This window comes from Pontibacter indicus (assembly GCF_900156345.1).
Classification (GTDB): domain Bacteria; phylum Bacteroidota; class Bacteroidia; order Cytophagales; family Hymenobacteraceae; genus Pontibacter; species Pontibacter indicus.
In genome coordinates, this window is sequence record NZ_FTPP01000002.1 from 1,077,915 (window position 1) to 1,094,838 (window position 16,924).

A 16,924-nucleotide genomic window follows, 5' to 3' on the forward strand; every position below is an offset into this window, starting at 1 on the left:
ATGGAAACAGTGACCCAAACCTACAGTTCGTATGCCGAGGCCTACGAAAGAAGTATCAGCGACCCGGAAGGATTCTGGGGGGATCAGGCGCGGCAGATTGCGTGGTACGAGGCGCCGAAGCAAGTCCTGACTACCGACGAGAACGGCTTCTACCGCTGGTTTGCTGGTGGCAAGCTTAACACAGCCTACCTGGCGCTGGACTACCACGTGGAAAATGGCCGCGCCGACCAGACTGCCCTAATCTACGACTCTCCGGTGACCAACACCATCCGCAAGTACAGTTATCGCGAGTTCCGCGACATGGTGGCCCGCTTCGCCGGTGCGCTCCGTGGTTTGGGTATGGGTAAAGGCGATACCGTGGTGATTTACATGCCCGTTATACCTGAAGCCGTGGTCGCCATGCTGGCCTGCGCCAGGTTAGGTGCCATCCACTCGGTGGTGTTCGGTGGCTTCGCGCCACACGAGCTCACGGTGCGCATCGACGATGCCCGTCCCAAAGTGGTCATCTCCGCCTCCTGCGGCATCGAGTTCGACAAGCACATTCCCTACAAGCCGCTCCTCGACAAGGCGCTGAACGATAGCCAGCACAAGCCAAAGCACACCATCATCCTGCAGCGCCCTTACGTGGAAGCCGATATGCAGCCCGGCCGCGACCTGGATTATGTAGATGTGCTGCAGAAGGCGCAACCCGTTGATCCGGTTCCGGTAGACGCCCACGACCCACTCTACATCCTCTATACCTCCGGCACTACCGGTAAACCCAAAGGCATTGTGCGCGACAACGGCGGCCATGCCGTGGCGCTCAAGTTCAGCATGAAAGCTGTGTACGGTGTGGACCCAGGCGACGTGTTTTGGGCCGCATCGGACGTGGGCTGGGCTGTTGGGCACTCGTACCTGGTATACGCTCCGCTGATCCACGGCTGCACCACGGTGCTATTTGAAGGCAAACCGGTTCGTACCCCTGATGCCGGTACGTTCTGGCGCATCATCATGCAGCACGACGTGAAGGTGCTTTTTACCGCCCCGACCGCCATCCGCGCAATCAAGAAAGAAGATCCGGATGGTATCGAGAAGATCAAATACGACCTGCCTTCGCTCAAATTCCTGTTCCTGGCAGGCGAGCGCTGCGATCCTGCCACTTACTACTGGGCTAAAGACTTGTTGCGCATACCTGTCGTCGATCACTGGTGGCAAACGGAATCGGGCTGGCCGATGGTGGCCAACATGGTAGGCTATGGCCTGAAGCCTGCCAAGCCGGGCTCGGCAGGTCTGCCGGTGTGCGGGTATAAGGTAGAGATACTGGGCGAAGAAGGGCAGGAGCTGATACCGGCACAGGAAGGCTATGTAGCGGTGAGGCTGCCTTTGCCTCCCGGTTGCCTGCCTACCTTGTGGGAAGACAACGATCGCTTCTACAAATCCTATCTCGACCGCTTCCCGGGCTATTATATGACCGGAGATGGGGGCTATATGGATGAAGATGGCTATATTTATATCATGGGTCGCATAGACGATGTGATCAACGTGTCCGGTCACCGCCTTTCTACCGGTGAGATGGAAGAGATGGTCGCCTCGCACCCTGCCGTAGCCGAATGCGCTGTGGTAGGTATAGCCGACGATCTTCGCGGCCAGCGCCCCATTGGGCTGGTGGTGCTCAAAGACGGGCAGACCATCAGTGAGGCGCAACTGGAGCAGGAACTGATTACCCTGATCCGGGAGAAGATCGGCGCCGTGGCTTACTTCCGCAATGCGCTTATCGTGAAGCGTCTGCCCAAAACCCGCTCCGGGAAGATTCTCCGCAAGATACTCCGCAACATTGCCGACGGTGTGCACTACGCCATACCTTCGACTATCGACGATCCGGCTATCCTGACAGAGATTCACAATGACCTGAGAGAGCGAAAGATTGGGAATGCTTTTATCTAGCCCCTGGACTGGCTGCGACCTGTCCGAATCGTGCACCACTAACAACTGAACGAAACCTTAGAACACCATAACTAAACCGAAATCATGTCTAACATTCAAATTAAAACTTTTGAAGAATACCAACAGGCTTACAAGCGCAGCGTGGAAGACCCGGAGGGATTCTGGTCTGATATAGCCAGTACTTTCAACTGGCACAAGAAGTGGAACACCACACTGGAGTGGAACTTTGAGGAGCCAAACGTGCAGTGGTTCAAGGGAGGTAAGCTCAACATCACGGAGAACTGTCTCGACCGTCACCTCAAAACCCGTGGCAACAAACTGGCCCTGATCTGGGAGCCCAATGACCCTAAGGAAAGATTTGTACGCTATACCTACCGCGAACTGCATGAGAAGGTATGTCAGTTTGCCAACGTGCTCAAAAAGAATGGCGTGAAGAAAGGCGACCGGGTGTGCATTTACATGCCGATGATTCCAGAGCTCGCCTTCGCGACACTGGCATGCGCCCGTATTGGCGCCATCCACTCGGTTATTTTCGCCGGTTTCTCGGCTGTGGCCATGGCCGACCGCATCAACGATGCACAGGCCAGTATCGTGCTGACCTCTGATGGCCTGAACCGCGGTACCAAACAGATTCCGGTGAAGCGTGTAGTGGACGAGGCGCTGGAGCGTTGTGATTCTGTAAAGAAAGTGATTGTGGTAGAGCGCCTGGGCTGGGCCGTGAATATGGTCGAAGGCCGTGATGTGTGGTTCCATGATGAAGTGCAGGGCGTGAGCAAAGACTGTCCTGCTGAGGTAATGGATGCGGAAGACATGCTCTTCATCCTCTATACCTCCGGCTCAACGGGTAAACCAAAAGGCGTTGTGCATACCTGCGGCGGCTACATGGTATATGCCCAGTACAGCTTCTGCAACGTGTTTCAGGTAGAAGAGAATGACATCTATTGGTGTACCGCCGACATCGGTTGGATCACGGGCCATACCTACCTGTTGTACGGTCCGCTGCTGGCAGGCGCTACCACGTTGATGTTCGAGGGCGTACCAACCTTCCCGGATATGGGCCGCTTCTGGCAGGTGGTCGATAAGTTCGGCGTGAACATCTTCTACACTGCTCCAACTGCTATCCGTTCCCTGATGAGCGGCGATATAGATGATGTGCTCTCTTACAGCCTCGACTCGCTCAAAGTACTGGGTTCGGTGGGCGAACCGATCAACGAGGAAGCCTGGCACTGGTACCATACCCACGTCGGCAAAGAGCGCTGTCCGCTGGTAGACACCTGGTGGCAGACCGAAACCGGCGGCATCATGATCTCGACCATTGCCGGCGTTACCCCGATGAAGCCAAGCCACGCCGCCCTGCCGCTGCCAGGTATACAGCCGATCCTGGTAGACAGCGACGGTAATGAGATCACCGAGAACGAGGTGGAAGGACACCTGTGCATGAAGTTCCCGTGGCCGAGCATCATACGTACTACCTATGGCGACCACGAGCGCTGTCGTCTGAGCTACTTCTCTACCTACAAAGGCCTGTACTTCACCGGCGACGGTGCCAAGCGCGACAAAGACGGCCTGTACCGCATCATCGGCCGGGTAGACGACGTGATCAACGTGTCCGGTCACCGCTTCGGAACAGCTGAGATCGAGGAGGCCATCAACCACAACAACCACGTGGTGGAGTCTGCGGTAGTAGGCTATCCGCATGACGTGAAGGGGCAGGGTATTTATGCCTTCGTTATTTGCAAAGACATGCCTGAGAAAGAAGAGTACCTGCGTGCCGAGATCATTGAGACGGTAGTGGAGAAGATCGGCAAGATCGCCAAGCCAGATAAGATCCAGATTGTGAGCGGCCTGCCGAAGACCCGTTCCGGCAAGATCATGCGCCGTATCCTGCGCAAAGTAGCGGAGGGCGATACCTCGAATCTGGGCGATACCTCTACTTTGCTTGATCCGGATGTAGTGGATGAGATCAAGGCCGGTGCTTTGTAAGTACTGTTTGATTAATAAGTTTTTTGAATGCCTAAAGTCCTGCAGCGTTTGTTGCAGGACTTTTGCGTTTCAGTCTATTGCAAACCTCTCCCCAAACCCGTATCTTCCATATGTATAACCCGCAGCTATGAAACCCTCCAATGTCATCCAGGAACGCGTGCACGAGTTTCTGAATACCTACCCACCTTTCAACCTGATTGACACGGAAAAGCTGCGGGCTTTGGCGCGGCAGGTGCGGGTTATGTACCTGGAGCCGGAGCAGGTGCTCCTTGCGCAGGGCGATACCGCGCATGACCATTTTTATGTGGTGCGGCAGGGCTCAGTACGGCTGGAGCAAAAAACGGAGGAGGGAAGGCAGAAGCTGTTGGATGTCTGTGACGAGGGGGATGTGTTCGGGGTACGGGCGCTTATCGCCAAAAAGAACTATGCTTCCACGGCCACTGCTGCCGAAGAGTCTCTGGTGTATGCCATGCCGATTGCTACTTTTGAACCGATCCTGACCGAAAACCCGCAGGTGGCCCTCTACTTTGCAGCAGGCTTTGCGGCGGGGCAGCCGGTGCGTAACCCGACGCTACGCGATGCCAACAAGGCACGGGTTGGCCTGAGCACCATGGCGCCTTCGGCTATACCCATGCACCTAGAGGATGCGCTCCGGATCGATACTTCTAAGAATCTGATCGCTTGTCCGCCCGATACCTCCATTCGGCTGGCCGCCCAGATGATGAGCGACAAAGACTCCAGCTTCATGATGGTGGTGGACGGGGAGCAGCGGCCGCTGGGCATCATCACCGATACCGACCTGCGACGGCAGGTGGTGGCGGGGCATGTGGCCATTGACGACCCGGTGGAGGTGATCATGTCGGCGCCTGTTATTACGATTGTGCCTAATCCAGCGATGGCCGACGCGCTGATCCACATGATCCGGCACAGGGTGAAGCACCTCTGCGTGACCATAGATGGTACCGTTCACTCGCGGGCGCTGGGCGTACTGACGGAGCACGACCTGCTGCTGGCGCAGGGCAACAACCCGGCCGTGCTTATCTCTGAGGTTCGCCAAACCCGCGACATCACCTCACTGCCAGGTATACGCGATAGAGCTGAGGAGCTTTTGCTCAAGTACCTGGAGCAGGAGGTGAGCATTTCGTTCATTGCCAACATCATCACCGAGGTAAACGACGCCATTATTGTGCGGGCGCTGCAGCACGCCGAGCAGGAGTTGGGGGAGCCGCCGGTGCGCTATTGCTGGCTCTCGCTGGGCAGCGAAGGGCGCGAGGAACAGCTCTTGCGTACCGATCAGGACAATGCCCTTGTGTTCGAAGACAAGAACGTGGCGCTGGAGAAGGAGCACCAGGCTTACTTTCTGAAGTTGGCTGCGACCGTGCGCGACATATTGGAGACGTGTGGCTTTGAGAAGTGCCCGGCTGATATGATGGCCAGTAACCCGCAGTGGTGCCAGCCGCTGCATACCTGGAAACAGTATTTCTACAACTGGATACACGAGCCTACTGAAGAGGCGTTGATGCATACCTCTATTTTCTACGACTACCGCCCCGTGTATGGCGACTTCAGCCTGAGCCGTCAGCTGACTGATTACATTTATGAGAACATACAGCGGGAGCGCATCTTTCTGCCTTTTCTGGCCAAGCATGCCCTGCAGAGTCCGCCGCCGCTGAGCTTTTTCCGCAACTTCATTGTGGAGCGGGGCGGGGAGCACAAAGATCAGTTCGACATCAAGCTCCGGGCCATGACACCGCTTGTGGATGCCGCCCGGGTGCTCACGCTCGACAACCGCATTGCCGGCGAGAACAACACCTTTAAGCGCTTTGCCAGGCTGGCCGAGCTGGAGCCGCAGAACGCCGAGCTATACCGGGAGGCTGCTATGGCCTATGAGATCATGATGCGTTTCCGGGCGCTCAACGGCCTGCGCAACAAAAACTCCGGCCGCTACCTCAACCCCAACCAACTCAACAAGCTCGAGCGGCAAACGCTGCGCAGCACCTTCAAACCGATCAGCGACATACAGGAGCTCCTGCAGGTGCGCTTTCAACTAAACTACCTGGGCTAATGGAGTGGCTGAAAGAACTGATACAGCAGCTAAAACCGACTGATCAGGATGCCCCGGCGTTCTGGCAAAGGTATAGCGCACTGTTTAAGGAGCAGCTCCCGAAGCACACGCCACTAAACCAGATCGACTTTGTCGTGTTCGATACCGAAACGACCGGCCTGGACAAGCGAACCGACAAGGTGCTGTCGATTGGGGCCGTGCGGGTAAAAGGGTTACAGGTGCTGGTGTCGGATACCTTTGAGTGCCTGGTGCAGCAGGAGGGGGCTGGTCTTACCAGAAGTGCCGAGGTGCATGGTTTGCTTTCGAAACAGTTGGAACAAGGAATAACTGAGCGGGAAGCGGTAGAGGGCTTTGTGAACTTCAGCGGCAATGCTGTGCTGGTGGGACAGCACGTAGCTTTCGACATTGCTATGGTGAACCAGATGCTCCGGCGGCAAGGTATAAAAGGCAAACTCCGCAACCGTTCCATCGACACAGCCCAACTGGCCATCCGCCTGGAGCGCCGCCACGCTGACAGCCATACCCTGAAGCCCGCCGAATACAGCCTCGATGCCCTCTGCGAGAAATATAACCTACCCACTGAGGACCGCCATACTGCCTCCGGCGACGCCTTTGCAACTGCTTTGCTGTTGTTGAAATTACTGTCAATTGCCAGGCAGCGTGGGATTGTGACGGTAGGAGATTTGATGCGGGGGTGAATTTTCTAAAGGTAATGATTAGCTTAAGCCAACAAATGAAAAAGGAATTACTTTATACATTTTTGCTCCTCTTCCTACTGAGCGCATGCACCGGGAATCCGGAACCAGCGTCGGGTCTGCTCTGGAAAATCACAGCGGATGACGGCAGGGAAGCTTTCCTGTTTGGGACCATGCACGAGTATCCTTCCGATCAGATCGAAATAAGTGGTGATGCCATCGCTGCTCTTGAAACGTGCAGCGTGCTGGCCACAGAACTGAACCTGCGGGATAAAGAGGACCAAGCACTGTTTAGGAAACACAATAAGTTTCAGACGGGAGCAAAGACCCGTCAGGTGCTGCTCAAAAAATACGGTGCAAGCCTCAAAAGCATGGAAGGCACATTGATGCAGGTAGCTGACAGGCACCACATCCGAATAACCGGACTCGAAACGGCTATGGAAGTACTGGGAGTTTTGGAGCAGATTCCATTGCCAACAGAGGGCCTGACGGATGAGCAGATTCTGACCCAGGCCCAACAACTGATCGAACTTTACAGAGGCGGTGAAATTGACATAGTAGCAAACGAAATGCTGGATAAAGAAATAGGATCTGAGGCCAGGAGCCTGCTGGTAGACCAGCGGAACCTCAATTGGCTGGATGATATTGAAAACCTGATCAGACAGGAGCGTCCTTTCATCGCCGTCGGGATGGGGCATTTGGGTGGCGAGAAAGGACTCATCCATCTGCTCAGGCAAAAAGGCTACACGGTAGAACCCTTCAGGAACTAAACAGCAAGGCGCTTCCTGACGTTGATGGGAAAGTGATTGATGTATTAGTACGAAACCTAACTGGTATGAAAACACTCCTACTAAGCCTACTTCTATACCTTGCTTTTGCATCCGGAGCCAGCGCCCAGGAAATAATTCCGCTGAAGGAGTACTTTCGGGATCTAAAACAGGTGGAGGTGACGATACAGGGGCGAACGTATAATTTTCTGTTCGACACCGGCGGGGGTGAGACCTTCATTTCGCCGGAAGTGTCCCGGCAGCTGGGCCGCACGGTGTATGGCCGTAGCACCGCCTACCGGATGAAAGGGGAGCGTTTCAGCTACCAGAAGATGGATTCAGTTGCGATCAGAGCAGGGAAATCCGCTCTCTCGCCTGCAACAGTGGGTGTTTGGGATGTGATGGGCATATTGCCGGAAGGGCTGCCCAAAGTGGACGGAGTGCTCTCGCTCAAATCCTTTCAGGATAAAGTGCTCACCGTCGACCTGGCGGCCAATCAGCTTACGCTGGAGACACCCGCCTCCCTCCGAAGACTGCGCAACAGACTGACGCCGCTCAGGAGCCGCTTTGCCAATGGACTGGAGGGCAACGAACTAAGCGTTTTCCTGGAAATCCCACGGCAGGGGCGCTCATACTGGTTCCTGCTCGACTCAGGTAACATCAGCGAACTGCTCCTCTCGCACCATACCGCCGCCGAATGGGGACTACAGGACGACACCACCTCCCAGCGCATTGCGCTCAACCCCATTGCGATACAGTTAGGAAACCGAAAACTGGTGAGCCAGGCAGCAGCCGAGAACATCCTCTACGACGGTGTGCTTAATTACAGTCTCCTCAAACAGGCACGGCTAACGATCGATTTTGTGGGCAGGGAGGTATGGCTACACTAAAAGTGCTGCTTCCTGGGTCTTGCCAGAAGTCTATTGTGTATATTGACTTATCGCTGTAACCTCTGCATCCGTTTAACTCTGAATAAATAAAACTGATCTTATGAAAAAACACCTTCTCGTCTTCGCCCTTGGCGCTTTCCTGCTGGCAGGCTGCAACAGCACGCCCGACACCGAGGAAACAACGGTCACCAAACCCGAACCAGATACAGCGCCCGCCGACACAGCAGGAGCGGAAATAGATAACACCCGGGTTGAGATTGAAGAGGCTGCTGCCGAAGTAGACTCCTTGTTGAATGATATTTAGCAGATCCTATGAAAAAGCACGTCATCAGAACCATCGGACTAGGCCTTGCATTCGGCCTGACAATAGCCCTTACGGATTCGGCAGTGGCCCAACAAGGCAAAGGCAACAAACAGGCTGCTGAGGCCACCGAAGCGCAGGAAGCCCGTGAAAAAAACCAGCAAGCCAGAGGCAACAAGGACAACACAAAAGCCGACCAGAAAGAAAACAAGAAGGAGGAAAAGCAGGAGAGAGTCCAGCGTGACCGCGCTCAGGCGCAAGGGAAACAGGACCGGCAACAAGCCGATGATGCAGGCGAAGGCAATGCCTACGGCCGCGAGAAAGGCGGCATGAGCGGTCGTGAGTTCGGCCAGAACAGAGCAGCGGAGGCGCGCCTGACGGGTGAGCAACGAAAGGCCCAACTGGTTACAGCAGTTGATGAAGGAGACAGCAAGGTGAAGGAAGCCAGAGACCGAATTGCGAAGGCAAAAGACGAACTGGAAAAGAACAGAAGGTCCGGCGGAATCTCGGATGCTGAGGTCGATGAAAGAAGGGCTGCCATTGAGCGCGCGGAGAATGCCGTACGCGTACTCGAGGAGCGCGTAAATGCCGGCAGAGCCAGATTGCAGCGATAACATAAACACAGCTATACCTGTCCGGCCTGCAGCAGCTGCGCATCTAGAGCCTGGCTGTGGCAGGCTTTTTTGTCGGCGCGGCCGATTGTTTGTAAATTGATTTTCCTATACCTTAACTTTGCCTGGAATCAGCGTTTATTTAGTACAAGCCTATGTCTAGAAAAGCTATTAATGCCGAAGGAGCAGTAGCCGTTGGCCCTTATTCTCACGCGGTGGAGTCCGGTGAGCTGGTTTTCTTGTCTGGCCAGACACCGATCGACGCCAGTACCGGAAAACTGGTGCAGGGCGACATTGCCGCGCAAACGGAGCAATGCTTTCTAAATCTGTTTCAGGTGCTGAGCGCTGCCGGCCTGAGCCCCGACGATGTGGTGAAAGTAAACGTCTTTCTGACCGATATGTCCAATTTTGAGGTAATGAACAAGGTATACGCGACGAAGTTTACCTCGCCATACCCTGCCCGTACCACCATTGGCGTGGCCTCGCTGCCGCTGGGTGCGCAGGTAGAGATAGAGATGATTGCCAAAAGGAAATAGCATGATGGTCGACGAAAAACACAACCCCTGGACCACCCTCTCCAGTAAAGAAATTTACCAGAATCCCTGGATAAAAGTGCGCGAAGATCAAGTGCTGAACCCGAAAGGGGGCGAAGGAATCTACGGCGTGGTCAGCTTTAAGAACAAAGCCATCGGCATTATACCGGTCGACGATGAGGGCTATACCTACCTGGTGGGGCAGTACCGCTATGCGCTCAACGAGTACAGCTGGGAAATACCGATGGGCGGTGGTCTGATCGAGAACGACATTCTGGCCTCGGCCAAGCGCGAACTGCAGGAAGAAACCGGCTTCACGGCCGAAAAATGGACCAACATTGCCCGCCTGCATACCTCCAACTCAGTGACCGACGAGGAGGGTTTTGTTTTTCTGGCGCAGGAACTAAAGGCCGGCGAAACCGCTTTTGAAGAGACGGAGGAGCTTCACATCCGGCGCGTTCCCTTTGAGGAGGCCGTGCGCATGGTGATGGACAACGAAATTACCGACGCCATCAGCGTGGCAGGTATACTCAAAGCGGCCATTTTGCTGCAGCAGGAAAAGTAAGCTGCAAAGCCCGTTTGCCGGAGCGCCTTTGATTGATAACTGGTGGATTATTCTTACATTTGAAGGCATGAAAGCGCTCAAATACTTGTCCCATCGCCTTTATACAACCTGGTGTGTCACCTGGTTTGTGATGCCGTTTGTGGTCACGTATCCGTTTCAGGCAGTGCTTATCCGCAAGCAGCGCTGGTACCCGCGGGTGCATACCATCAACCGTTTCTGGTCCTCGTCGGCCCTGCGCATGTTCCTGGCGCCGCTGCAGGTGGAGTGGCGCATGCGCTTTGACCAAAGCAAGCAGTATATTTTCACGCCCAACCACAGCTCATACCTCGACATCCCGCTGTTGCTGCATGCCATTCCGGGTTTTCTTAACTTTGTCGGCAAAAGCTCGCTTACCAAAGTGCCACTGTGGGGAAAGGTATACGAAAAGCTCTACATACCTGTAGACCGCAAAAGTGCCATCAGCAGTGCCAAAAGCTACATCCAGTCGGTGCGCACGCTGGAGCAAGGGCGCAACCTGGTGATCTTCCCGGAGGGCACCATACCGCCCACAGCCGGAGAAGAGCTGCTGGCGTTTAAAGACGGGCCCTTCCGGCTGGCGATAGAAAAGCAGCTGCCCGTGGTGCCGGTTACCATGCCCTACAACCACAAGTTTCTGCCCGACCTGGACGGTAAGCTGAAGGTGCGCTGGCATCCGCTCAAGATCATCATCCACGAGCCGATTGAGACCAAAGGCATGACCCTGCAGGACCTGCCGACCCTGAAAGAGAGCGTATTTAACATCATTCAAGAAGAACTAAAGAAACACAACCCGATAGATGTCAACCGATATACAAACCATTAGAAAGATCGCCCACCTGGCCCGTCTGGAGTTTAACGAAGAGAAAGAGCAGGAGATGCTGCAGGACCTGAACAAAATCCTGAACTGGGTAGACCAGCTGCGCGAGCTCGACACCGAAAGCGTAGAGCCGCTTATCCACATGTCAGAAGAAGTGAACGTGATGCGCGAGGACCTGGCGCAGAACACGGTATCGCACGACGAAGCGCTGAAAAACGCCCCAAGAAAAGACTCCGATTATTTCAGAGTGCCGAAAGTGCTCGAGTAATCTGACAGGTTGTCTATGAACAAAATCAAGTTTTGGAACAGTTGGGATGCGGACACCAGGTATCCCTTTCTGTTTTTACTGGTCGTGGCTACGCTGGCGCTCATGCTGGGGGTATACCATTACTTCACTGGCGAGAACAATTTCCTGGCCTGGGATAAGCTGCCTGAGCTGCAGGTGGTGCAGGTGCCCGTGCACGAGTTTTCGCGATTGCTGGAGACGTTCACCCTCAATGCCGACGGTTATCTGCTCACCGAGCAGTACGACGTAGCCATACCTTCCCTGAACAAATTCGCTGCCGTGGCGCTGGTGCTCTTATTGGCCCTTTGCCTCGCTTTCTATGCAGCGGCGATCTCCACTATGAAGCGCATCCCTTACTTTGCAGGTATGCTGTTGCTCATGATGCTGCTCGCCTCCTTCAACCTCGATTTGCTGGGCATCATTGGTAACAACACCGGTCAGAGCACGCTGCTGGTGTCGATCGTGCTTTTTGCCCTGGCAACCTATGCTTTTCAGGCTTTTTATCAGCAGGTTTCTTTTACAGTGCGGGTGATGGTGATGATCGCACTGGTCAGTGTGCTGGGTGCTTTCATCTACACAGAGTCCGACTTTACGCCACTGATGACCACGCTTCACCTGGCCAACTACAGCTCGCTGGCGCTTATGGTGGCTTCCCTGCTCTTTATGATCTGGGTAGGCTACGAGAACATCAACGCCCTGCTCTGGGTCAACACGCAGGCCGCCAGACCGGAGCGTCGTTTCAGTGTATGGCAGTTTGTGCTGGTGAGCGTGCTATACCTGGTCAACCTGGGTCTGCTATACCTGCGCCATGTTGGCTACGTGAAGGGCGACTTTTTCTACATCAACGCTTTCGTTATCCTGTTGTTTTCGGCCATAGCAGGCTTCTGGGGGATGCGCCAGCGCGAGGTCCTGTACGGCAGACTCTTTCCTTTTAAGCCCACAGGTGCCATTATCTACCTGGTGTTTGCCACTATCACATTCCTGAGCGTCGGCTACGCCTATGCCACGGCCAACGACTCTGCTATTTCTGTCTTCCATAACCTGATTGTGTACACGCACCTGGCCTTCGGAGCCTTCTTCTTTGTGTATGTGATCGTGAACTTCGGGGAGTTGATCAGCCAGCGACTGGCCGTTTACAAGGTGGTATACCAACCCAAAAAGTTGCCGGTGTATACCATCTATACCATGGGCGCCATTCTGCTCGTCATCCTAGTGATGCGCACGCAGTTCCGGGTATACTTCAATGCCTACGCCGGCTACTACAGCTACCTGGGCGACCTTTACCAGGGCTCCGATAACGATATTCTGGCGGAGCGCTTCTACAAAGAAAGTGACTTGTTCGACTCGCATAACACCAAGGCCAGTTTCAGTTTGTCGGCCATGTACCGTGCCCAAAACGAGCGCAACAAAGAGATTCTGACCCTGCAGGAGGCCCTGGAGCGCCGTCCGAACCCGAAACTCTACATCCGTCTGGCCAACCTCTACGACCGCAAGCAGTACTTCTTCGAAAAACTGTATGTGCTGCAGCAGGGAGCAGAGGCCTTCCCGAAGAACGGGGAGATCTACAACAACCTGGCCCTGCTCTATGCCCAGACCAGCGTGCACGACAGCGTGACCTACTACTTCGACCGGGCACAGCAGTTTGCAGAAAATAAGGACGTAGTGCGCAGCAACCGGATGGCCTACTATACCCGCCAGGCCATGCCCGAAGAGGCCAAGGAACTGCTTACGGAGATCCGTTCCACCAAATACAAGCCGCTCCGCAGCAACATGGCCGCGCTGAACCAACTGCTGGGCCGAACCTCCGACCTCAAAGAAGATGATTTTGTGCCGGACTCGTTGGAGCAAGTGGAAGACTTGACTCTGTTCTACAACAAAACCATTTCCAGCGTAAACAAAGGCGACACAGCGTTGTTAAAGCCCATTAACCGCTACCTGGCCTCGCAGGAGAACAGGCTCTTTATGGAGGACCTGCTATACCTGAAAGGGCTGGTGCACCACTACGACGGCAGGCCGAAGGAGGCGCGCAGCGTGGTGGAGAACCTGGCACTGGCTGCAGGCGAACGCAGTGGCTACTACTACAATGCGCTCGGTCATTGGATGATGGAAGAGGAAAACTACGGTGCCGCCGCCCATTATTTCAAAGAGGCCAAAGACAGAGGCTATACCCAGGCTTTCCTGTCGCATGCCTATGCATTGGCGCTCAACCACCAATCCGATGAGGCGATGGTAGCGTTGCGCGACGTGGCCTTTACAGAGCTGGAGTCGGCGGTAACGGTGGCACAGTCGCTGGAGGAGGTGCTGGAGCAGGCGCCGTCCACGATCATTAACAGCGCGCCTGACCGTGACAAGGTGCAATATCTGATTGCCTACCTACCCGACCTGTTGCCTGCCGATGTGGAACGCATTGTGAAGAGTGTGCAGGAAAAGGACCTGCGCCGGGAAGCCCTGGTGGCCAAAGTAGACTACTTTATGGGAAGGCGGCAATGGAAGCTGGCCAACGAAGCCATTAAAGAGGCCGCGGCCGAACTGCAGCCGGAAGGGGAACTCCGCTCCAGGCTCAACCTGCAGCAAATGCGCCTGTGGCTGAATACCAAAAATCAGGAGGTGCTGGTGAAAAGGATGGACAACCTATACCTGACGCCGAAGGACAAACGGCACAAACTGTACTTCCGGGCGAAAATAGCCGAGATAAAAGGCCGTGACCGCGAAGCCGCCGAGCGCTACAGCCAGGCGCTTAAAATGCTGCTTTTCGATGAACAGGTGGTAGAGGATGCCGCTGCTTTCTTCTCCAGGTATAACCCGGGCGAAATGAAGGCTTACGACATTCTGCTGGACGGAATCACCTACAACCCATACTCTGCCAGGCTCTACAAAGCTTATGCGCTGGAGAGTCTGAATAGAGGTTTGATAAGTTACGCAGACCAGGCGCTTGTTTCGCTGCGCGGCTTGCTTCCTGCTTTGGAATATAGTACTTTTAAAGAGAAATTTGATAAACAGCGCCAGTCTAAAGAGGCAGAGGCGGACCAATGGCAACTCTAAAACAGGTTCTATGAGCACCATCATCGAGACACACGATATTTCGAAAGTATACCGCATGGGCAGCGAAACCATCCACGCCCTCAAGTCTGTGTCCATCCGGATAGAGCGTGGGGAGTATGTGGCGTTTATGGGGCCGTCCGGTTCCGGAAAGTCGACGCTCATGAACATCATCGGCTGTCTCGACACCCCGACAGGAGGGCAGTACGTCCTTAATGGCCAGGATGTGAGCAACATGACTGATAATGAGCTGGCGGAGGTGCGCAACAAGGAGATCGGCTTCGTGTTCCAGACCTTTAACCTGTTGCCGCGGCAGAGCTCACTCGAGAACGTAGCCCTGCCACTGATCTATGCCGGGTATAACAAATCGGCGCGTGAGGAGAAGGCACAGAAGGCATTGGAGAGTGTGGGCCTGGGCAACCGCGGCAAGCACAAACCAAACGAACTGTCCGGTGGTCAGCGCCAGCGTGTGGCCATCGCCCGCGCCCTCATCAACGACCCCAGCATCATCCTGGCCGACGAACCGACGGGTAACCTCGACACCAAGACCTCCTACGAGATCATGGAGCTGTTCGAGAACCTGCATGCCAAAGGCAATACCATCATCATGGTGACGCACGAGGAGGACATTGCCAAATACGCCCACCGCATCGTGCGCCTCCGCGACGGCCTGGTAGAAACAGACGAGATTAACCACGATGTGACTTCGCATGCGAAAATGAACGCAGCGCAATAGCTCATGAAAATATACACCAAGACAGGCGATAAAGGCACCACTTCCCTCATAGGAGGAACCCGGGTTGCCAAGTCGCACCTGCGCATAGAAGCCTACGGCACCGTAGACGAACTTAACTCCTACATCGGACTGGTACGCGACCAGGAAGTAAACAAAGGTCGGGCCGACATCCTCAAAGAGATACAGGACCGCCTCTTCACCATCGGCTCCACGCTGGCCACCGACCCCGACAAGAACACCAAAATGGTAACCCCCGACCTGCACCCGGAGGATGTGAGCCTGCTGGAGCAGGAAATCGATAAGATGACAGCCGAAGTGCCTCCATTGCGCTCGTTTGTGCTTCCGGGCGGTCATCAGTCGGTTTCGTTCGGGCATTTGGCCCGTTGCGTTTGCCGCCGCGCCGAGCGCCTGGCCATTCGCCTCCAGGAAGAGTCGCCGGTCGACGACCTGGTGATCGTATACCTCAACCGCCTGTCGGATTATCTGTTCGCTCTTTGCCGGAAAATGACGTATGAGTTACAGGCTGAGGAAATCGCCTGGAAGCCGCGCGTCTGATTGCATTGTTCAACTTATAATTCCCTTTATTTATGTCAGTTGATACCCTAACTATACCTACTCAGACGGTTTCGCAGAGCCGCATTTCTGAGCTGGACTTCAATAATATTGAGTTCGGGAAAATTTTTGCCGACCACATGCTCGTAGTTGATTACAAAGACGGTGCCTGGCAAACACCCGAGATCAAGCCATACGGCAACATGTCGCTTAGCCCGGCCACCTCGGCCTTGCACTATGGTCAGGCCATTTTTGAGGGGATGAAAGCCTACAAGAATGCTGCCGGCGACATCCTGCTGTTCAGGCCGCTCGACAACTTCAGGCGACTGAATATATCCGGTGAGCGCATGTGTATACCTGAGCTGCCGGAAGAAATTTTCATGCAGGGCCTGGAGCAACTGCTGCGCCTCGATGCCGCTTGGGTGCCACCAACAGCGGGCTGTGCCCTTTACATCCGCCCCTTTATCTTTGCCACCGACGACTTCATCGGCGTTCGACCGTCCTCCAGCTACCGTTTCGTGGTGTTCAGCTGTCCGGTTGGGGCCTATTATGGTCAGCCGCTTCGCGTGGCCATCGAGCCTAATTATGTGCGGTCAGCCGAAGGCGGTGCGGGCTATGCCAAGGCGGCCGGTAACTATGGCGCTGCACTATACCCTGCCCGCAAGATGCAGGAGCGCGGCTACCACCAGCTTATCTGGACCGATGCGCGCGAGCATAAGTATATTGAGGAATCCGGCACCATGAACGTGATGTTCGTGATCGACGGTAAGCTCGTGACGCCAGCCGTGAGCACCACCATCCTGGCAGGCATTACCCGCGACAGCGTGCTGCAGATTGCCCGCGACAAAGGTATACCGGTAGAAGAGCGTAAAGTGGCTGTGAGCGAGATCGTAGAGGCACACAAAGCCGGCAAGCTGCAGGAAGCATTCGGTACAGGCACAGCGGCCACCATCGCCCAGATCGCCACCATCCATTACAATGGTGAAGACATGAATTTGCCAGCACTGGAAGGCCGTGAGATCTCCAACAGTATTGCGGCGGAGCTGGATCGGATCAAAACCGGCCAGGCACCTGATGCGCACAACTGGATCCATAAGATCAGCTTATAGCGAAAGAGAATAAGTGAATGCTGGATTGGAAGCA

Annotated in this window: 16 protein-coding genes; all 16 read left to right on the plus strand. The window is 55.0% G+C overall.

Annotation, left to right across the window (positions count from 1 at the left end; genetic code table 11):
* The 16 genes from B0B12_RS13560 to B0B12_RS13635 all read left to right on the plus strand — a co-directional run bounded on the left by B0B12_RS13560 (position 1) and on the right by B0B12_RS13635 (position 16,890).
* Entirely contained in the window at positions 1-1,923 is a 1,923-nt protein-coding gene (locus B0B12_RS13560; protein ID WP_076669611.1) for a propionyl-CoA synthetase, read from the plus strand.
* An 84-nt stretch (positions 1,924-2,007) separates the two neighbouring features.
* Positions 2,008-3,906, plus strand: a complete 1,899-nt coding sequence (gene acs / locus B0B12_RS13565) for an acetate--CoA ligase (RefSeq protein WP_076669613.1) — start codon at positions 2,008-2,010, stop codon at positions 3,904-3,906.
* A 127-nt stretch (positions 3,907-4,033) separates the two neighbouring features.
* Positions 4,034-5,971 carry a DUF294 nucleotidyltransferase-like domain-containing protein gene (locus tag B0B12_RS13570; RefSeq protein WP_076669615.1) on the plus strand — a complete coding sequence of 646 codons (1,938 nt, stop codon included), beginning with the start codon at positions 4,034-4,036 and terminating at the stop codon, positions 5,969-5,971.
* Positions 5,971-6,669, plus strand: a complete 699-nt coding sequence (locus tag B0B12_RS13575; protein WP_076669616.1) for a 3'-5' exonuclease — start codon at positions 5,971-5,973, stop codon at positions 6,667-6,669. The genes B0B12_RS13570 and B0B12_RS13575 overlap by 1 nt, the downstream gene beginning before the upstream one ends.
* Before the next feature lie 35 nt (positions 6,670-6,704).
* Positions 6,705-7,436, plus strand: coding sequence for a TraB/GumN family protein (locus tag B0B12_RS13580; protein WP_076669618.1), 732 nt, complete (start codon positions 6,705-6,707; stop codon positions 7,434-7,436).
* 65 nt (positions 7,437-7,501) lie between these two features.
* Positions 7,502-8,323 (plus strand): retropepsin-like aspartic protease, encoded by an 822-nt coding sequence (locus B0B12_RS13585; protein ID WP_083704210.1) that lies wholly within the window; start codon positions 7,502-7,504, stop codon positions 8,321-8,323.
* Positions 8,324-8,423: 100 nt separating this feature from the next.
* Positions 8,424-8,627: a hypothetical protein gene (locus B0B12_RS13590; RefSeq protein ID WP_076669620.1), complete on the plus strand. Its 204-nt coding sequence runs from the start codon at positions 8,424-8,426 to the stop codon at positions 8,625-8,627.
* An 8-nt stretch (positions 8,628-8,635) separates the two neighbouring features.
* A complete protein-coding gene (locus B0B12_RS13595; RefSeq protein WP_076669621.1) occupies positions 8,636-9,238 on the plus strand; it encodes a hypothetical protein in 603 nt (200 codons plus the stop codon).
* Positions 9,239-9,390: 152 nt separating this feature from the next.
* The gene (locus B0B12_RS13600; RefSeq protein WP_076669622.1) at positions 9,391-9,771 is read left to right on the plus strand and encodes a RidA family protein; all 381 of its coding nucleotides are present in this window, start codon (positions 9,391-9,393) and stop codon (positions 9,769-9,771) included.
* Position 9,772: 1 nt separating this feature from the next.
* On the plus strand, positions 9,773-10,333 hold the full coding sequence (locus B0B12_RS13605; protein ID WP_076669623.1) for an NUDIX domain-containing protein: 561 nt from the start codon (positions 9,773-9,775) through the stop codon (positions 10,331-10,333).
* Positions 10,334-10,400: 67 nt separating this feature from the next.
* The gene (locus B0B12_RS13610; protein ID WP_244554708.1) at positions 10,401-11,174 is read left to right on the plus strand and encodes a lysophospholipid acyltransferase family protein; all 774 of its coding nucleotides are present in this window, start codon (positions 10,401-10,403) and stop codon (positions 11,172-11,174) included.
* The gene (gatC, locus tag B0B12_RS13615; RefSeq protein ID WP_007653720.1) at positions 11,149-11,436 is read left to right on the plus strand and encodes an Asp-tRNA(Asn)/Glu-tRNA(Gln) amidotransferase subunit GatC; all 288 of its coding nucleotides are present in this window, start codon (positions 11,149-11,151) and stop codon (positions 11,434-11,436) included. The genes B0B12_RS13610 and gatC overlap by 26 nt, the downstream gene beginning before the upstream one ends.
* 15 nt (positions 11,437-11,451) lie before the next feature.
* Entirely contained in the window at positions 11,452-14,496 is a 3,045-nt protein-coding gene (locus tag B0B12_RS13620; RefSeq protein WP_076669625.1) for a tetratricopeptide repeat protein, read from the plus strand.
* 10 nt (positions 14,497-14,506) lie between these two features.
* Positions 14,507-15,229, plus strand: coding sequence for an ABC transporter ATP-binding protein (locus B0B12_RS13625; RefSeq protein ID WP_076669630.1), 723 nt, complete (start codon positions 14,507-14,509; stop codon positions 15,227-15,229).
* Between the two features lie 3 nt (positions 15,230-15,232).
* Positions 15,233-15,784: a cob(I)yrinic acid a,c-diamide adenosyltransferase gene (locus B0B12_RS13630; protein ID WP_076669631.1), complete on the plus strand. Its 552-nt coding sequence runs from the start codon at positions 15,233-15,235 to the stop codon at positions 15,782-15,784.
* 32 nt (positions 15,785-15,816) lie between these two features.
* Positions 15,817-16,890 carry a branched-chain amino acid aminotransferase gene (locus tag B0B12_RS13635; protein ID WP_076669632.1) on the plus strand — a complete coding sequence of 358 codons (1,074 nt, stop codon included), beginning with the start codon at positions 15,817-15,819 and terminating at the stop codon, positions 16,888-16,890.
* The last annotated feature ends 34 nt before the right edge of the window (positions 16,891-16,924 follow it).